We start from the raw sequence: 4879 nt of genomic DNA, 5'->3' as shown, positions 1-4879 counted from the left end.
CGTCGGCGCGGTGGTCGGCGTAACGGTGGGCCGGGCGGTCGGCTGGGCACGGGGCGGGATGGCGACGCCGGCGCGCTCGTCGGCGGGGCCTGCCGGGGCGGGCGTCGGCGAAGGGCTAGGGGGCGGCAGGCTGAAGGTCTGCTGCGCGGCAAGCGGCGCGGCGGCATGCGGCGCGGCGGCAAGCGCGAGGGCCAGTGCGAACGGGCCCGTCAGCGCGGGCGCCGCGATGGCGCGGCGGACGTAAGGGCGGACGGGGCGGCGGGCAGGCAGACGGGGCATGGCGCGCCAGGCGTTGGCGGAGCGGTTGATCGGACGGGGCGTTGCTGGGTGCAGGCCGTGCGCAAGGTCTTGTGAACCCGCGTGTGAACCCGCGCTGTCTTCCCTTAGGCAGGCCGCCACCCTCGCGTCCAGTTCCGGCCTTGCGCGGTTCGACGGATCGGGGCAACAGCGCGGCATGGAAAGCACACCTCCCTCGCCCAAGCCCAAGCCCCAGCCCCAGTTCCTCGGTCGCGACACGCCGCTGCCCGCCTCGCCGGAGGAGGCGGTGCTCGACTACGTGCCCAACCCGCGGCCCAAGCTCACCTATCTGGTGCGCTTCGTCAGCCCCGAGTTCACCTCGCTGTGCCCGGTGACCAACCAGCCCGACTTTGCGCATCTGGTGATCGACTACGTGCCGGGTGAGACGATCGTCGAGAGCAAGAGCCTCAAGCTGTTCCTCGGGAGCTTTCGCAACCACAACGGCTTCCACGAGGACGTGACGGTCGGGATCGGGGTGCGCCTGTTCGAGGAGATGCGTCCGCAATGGCTGCGCATCGGCGGCTACTGGTATCCGCGCGGGGGGATACCGATCGACGTATTCTGGCAGTCGGGCGCGCCGCCCGAGGGCCTGTGGCTGCCCGATCAGGGCGTGCCCACGTACCGCGGACGGGGGTAGGCCTGTGCCTCAGGCGTTCGGCACGCTCAATTCGAGCTGGACGAACTTGGGCACGGTCTTGTTGGCCTCGCGCCACTTGGCCAGCGGGAAGGCGCCCGCGCCAAGCGCGGCCAGCGGGATGCCCGCCTCGGCCAGCGAGTAGGGCGAGATGCGGTGGCGGGTCATGAAGCCGCCGCTACCGTCGCTGATCAGCGGGGTCTCGAACTTGAGGCCCTGGCTGTTCTCGGTGGCGTTGGCAACCTTGCTCACCACCAGCTGTCCGTGGCCGAGATCGAGCACCACGTCGGTCCCCACCGGCACCCCGGCAAGCCCGGTGATGCGCGCGCCGGTCTTGGAGAGGTTCCTGAGGATCACGTCGTAGTAGTGGTCCTCGTGGATCAGGCCGACCTTGCGGAAGATGGTGATGCGCTCGGCACGGTGGCGCGGCGGGCCGCTGGGGCGGAACACGCCCGAGCCATCCGCGAACTGGGCGAGCACCTGCTCCTGGGTGATGGGCTTGGAGTAGATGTAGCCCTGCACGAGGTCGGCGCCGCGCTCCTCGACCAGCGCGAGTTCGTCCATCGCCTCGACGCCTTCGGCGACGGTCTCCATGCCCAGCGCCTTGGCGAGCGCAACGATGGCGGTGATGATCGCCGGGTTGATGTCGCCGTTCTCGGTGCAGCCGCGCACGAAGCTCTGGTCGATCTTGATCTTGTTGAAGTGCCCGTGCTTGAGGTAGCCCAGCGAGGAATAGCCGGTGCCGAAGTCGTCGAGCGCCAGACGCACGCCCAGCTTCTTCAGATCGCGGAAGATCGCGTCGACCGTCTCCAGATCGCCGACGAACACGCTTTCGGTGATCTCGAGCTCGAGCCGCTGCGGCGGCAAGCCCGACGCTGCAAGCGCAGCCGCCACCGCCTTGCGATAGCCCGGACGGATGAACTGCTTGGCCGATACGTTGACCGCGACGCGGATGGTGTCGGGCCAGGCCAGCGCATCCATGCAGGCCCGCCGCAAAGCGGCCTCGCCGATGCGGATGATGAGGTCGTCGTTCTCGGCCACCGGGATGAACTGCGCGGGGCTGATGTCGCCCGCTTCCTCGTCGTGCCAGCGCAGCAGTGCCTCGAAGCACTTGACCTCGTTGGTGACCGGGTCGACCAGCGGCTGGTAGGCCAGCTTGAGCTCGTCCTTGTCGACCGCGTCGCGCAGCCGGTCGCCAAGCATCGCGGTCTTGGAAGCCGCATCCCGCAGCTCGCTGGTGAAGAAGCAGAACGTCCCGCCGCGGGTTTCCTTGGCGGAATAGAGCGCCATATCCGCAGAGCGGGTCAACTCGTCGGCCTCGAGCCCGTCATAGGGCGCGATGGCAATGCCGACCGAGGTGCCGATGATCGCGCGCCGGCCGTTGATCTGGTAGGGCTGCGAGATCGACTGGACGATGCGGTTGGCCAGTTCGCCGAGCGTGCCGCGGTCATCCATGTCGGGCAGCAGCACCTGGAATTCGTCGCCGCCGAGCCGTCCGACCTCGCCCGCGTCCTTGACGATCGAGAGCAGGCGCTGGGCGACCTGCTTCAGCAGCTCGTCGCCCGCGGGGTGGCCCATGGTGTCGTTGACCTGCTTGAAGCGGTCGAGATCGAGCATCATCAGCGCGCAGGAGCGCCGGCTGACGCGGAACGCCGCCAGCATCGCCGTAAGCCGCTCGCCCAGCTTGCGGCGGTTGGCGAGCCCGGTGAGTTCATCGACCTGCGATTGCCGCGCGACCTGGGTTTCGTAGGCATATTGCGCCGAGATATCGACCGCGCTGCCGCGATAGCCGCGGAAATTGCCTTCGGCATCGAGCAGCGGGCGACCGTTGAGTCGCCACCAGCGGGTGCTTTCGCGTGCATCGGTCACGGCGACGATCTGCTCGTCGAGCTTGGAGCGGGCCTTGAGCTTGAAGGCGAGGCTGCGCTGGGTCGGAGCGCCGACCTCTTCTTCGATATCGTTGAAGACGCGAACGAGGGGCTTGCCGATCAGCTCCTCGGCCCCGGCGCCCAGATCTGCGAGCGCGCGGCTCGAGAGGAAGCTGAGGTTGCCTTCCGCATCGGTCGCCCAGAACATGCCGATGCCGAGTTCCTCGACCTCGCCGAGCACCACCGAGCGATCGGTCGCGCCGCCAGTCGCTACCGCGCGCTGCTCGGTCGCAGCGTTTCTGGATTCGCGCAGGTTCTTGCGAAAGCCTAGCGGCATACCTCGTCCTTGCTGTGTCGCACGTGATCGTGAGGCGACCCGCGTCAGACATAGGCCGAACGTGATTGATAAAGCGTTACCCAAGCCTGCGGCCCCTGCGCGCACGGCAGGCGGAGGCTGGGGCGCGGTGAAGGGCGCGGAACTCTTTTCCGGAAAGGCCGTTGTCGGCTCGTGGGCTGCGCGTGGCATATTCTTTCCTGCGCAATCCACGACGTGTAATTTTGCTGCAACACCGGGGGCGTTCGGGATCACGTCCAGCGGGATTTGCACCCGGCTCTGGAGAGCCGGTTCTGGCTATAACGGGGGATGGCGTCATTTCTGTCGATACTTTGCTGGCGAGCCCGCCCGAGGCGCTGACCAATCCCGTTCGCACCCGCGCCGACTGGGGCGCGATGCGCGCTGCTGCGCTTGCCGATCCGGGCGCCTTCCATGGCGCGATTGCGGGCCGCAACATGCACTGGTTCGTTGCCGAGGCCGGCGCGTGGCTGGCCAAGGGCGAGGACGGGCGCTGGCACGGCTGGGACGCCGGCAGCGCCGCTCCCGTCACTGCCGATCTGCCTGACGATTTCACGCCGTGGCACACCGGCTTCGACGGCACCAACCCGCCGCACTGGCGCTGGTTCGTGGGCGGGCGCACCAATGCCGCTTTCTCCGAACTCGACCGCCACGTCCTCGCCGGGCACGGGGACGAGGCGGCGCTGATCTTCGAGGGTGATCGCTGGGACATGTCGGCGCTCGGCGGCAAGGGCGCGCCGATCGACTGCTTCACCGTCAGTCGCAAGCGTCTGCTGCTCGAAGTGGCGAAGTGCGCGGTGGCGCTGGAAGCGCTCGGGCTGAAGCCGGGCGATCGCATGGCGCTCAACATGCCGAGCATCGTGCCCCAGATATACTGGACCGAGGCCGCGAAGCGGATGGGGGTGGTCTATACGGCGGTGTTCGGCGGCTTCTCCGACAAGACCCTGTCCGACCGCATCGCCGATACCGGCGCGCGGGTGATCGTCACCAGCGACGGCTCCTATCGCAACGCGCAGGTCGCTGCGTTCAAGAATGCCTACACCGACCCGGCGCTCGACAATTTCGTGCCGGTGACGACCGCGCTCGAAATCCTCGGCGGGCTCGATCTGGACCTGCCCGAGGGCGGGCATGCGGCAATCCTCGACACCGTGCGCGAGGCGCTGGCGGGCGAGATCACGGTCGACCGTTCGGATGTGATGCGCGGCGTGGGCCGGGCGCTGATCAACCTCGGGGCCGAGGGGCGGATCACCAGCGCCGATGCCGCCCGAGTGCGCATCGCCATCGCCTCGAGCCTCGTCACCTTGCCGCCGCGCGTGGAGGCGGTGATCGTGTGCCGCCATACCCACCAGCCCGACATGATCTGGCGCGAGGAACGCGACCGCTGGAGCCATGAACTGACCGACGCGGCGCTGGTCACCGTGCTGGAAAAGGCTCGGGGCGCGGGCTTCAATGTCACGACCGAAGTTGATCTTCTGGCGCTTGCCGCTACCGATTTCGTCCGCGCGATCTGGGCCTCGTCCAAGCCCTTGGCCGTAGATGCCGACTATCCGATGTTCTTCATCTACACCTCCGGCTCGACGGGCAAGCCCAAGGGGATCGTCCACAGCCACGGCTATGCCGCAGGCGTCGCCGAGACCATGGCGGCAAGCTTCGATGCGCGCCCCGGGGATACGCTGTTCGTGGTCGCCGATCCGGGCTGGATCACCGGGCAGAGCTATCTCATTTGCG

Annotated in this window: 3 protein-coding genes and 1 pseudogene; 2 read left to right on the top strand and 2 right to left on the bottom strand. The window is 68.1% G+C overall.

The window, feature by feature from the left end; all coding sequences use genetic code 11:
• Positions 1–279: pseudogene (locus NBV68_RS17675) on the bottom strand (hypothetical protein); the annotation flags it as partial.
• Positions 280–454: 175 nt separating this feature from the next.
• On the opposite strand from NBV68_RS17675, the gene queF reads away from it, so the two are divergent.
• Entirely contained in the window at positions 455–934 is a 480-nt protein-coding gene (gene queF / locus NBV68_RS17670) for a preQ(1) synthase (RefSeq protein ID WP_296312426.1), read from the top strand.
• 9 nt (positions 935–943) lie between these two features.
• Here queF and NBV68_RS17665 read toward each other — a convergent pair whose 3' ends face one another.
• Positions 944–3136 (bottom strand): EAL domain-containing protein, encoded by a 2193-nt coding sequence (locus NBV68_RS17665; protein WP_296312423.1) that lies wholly within the window; start codon positions 3134–3136, stop codon positions 944–946.
• Between the two features lie 329 nt (positions 3137–3465).
• Here NBV68_RS17665 and NBV68_RS17660 point away from each other — a divergent pair.
• Positions 3466–4879, top strand: a 1414-nt coding sequence (locus NBV68_RS17660; RefSeq protein ID WP_366068608.1) for an AMP-binding protein, incomplete at its 3' end; no start/stop codon positions are given.

Source organism: Erythrobacter sp. (assembly GCF_023653175.1).
Classification (GTDB): Bacteria; Pseudomonadota; Alphaproteobacteria; order Sphingomonadales; family Sphingomonadaceae; genus Erythrobacter.
This window is presented reverse-complemented; position numbering and strand designations above follow the sequence as displayed.

What these genes read in the sequence shown, in the direction of transcription:
- NBV68_RS17665 (WP_296312423.1), bottom strand. Translation starts at nt 3,136, where the DNA reads ATGCCGCTAGGCTTTCGCAAGAACCTGCGCGAATCCAGAAACGCTGCG.
- queF (WP_296312426.1), top strand. Translation starts at nt 455, where the DNA reads ATGGAAAGCACACCTCCCTCGCCCAAGCCCAAGCCCCAGCCCCAGTTC.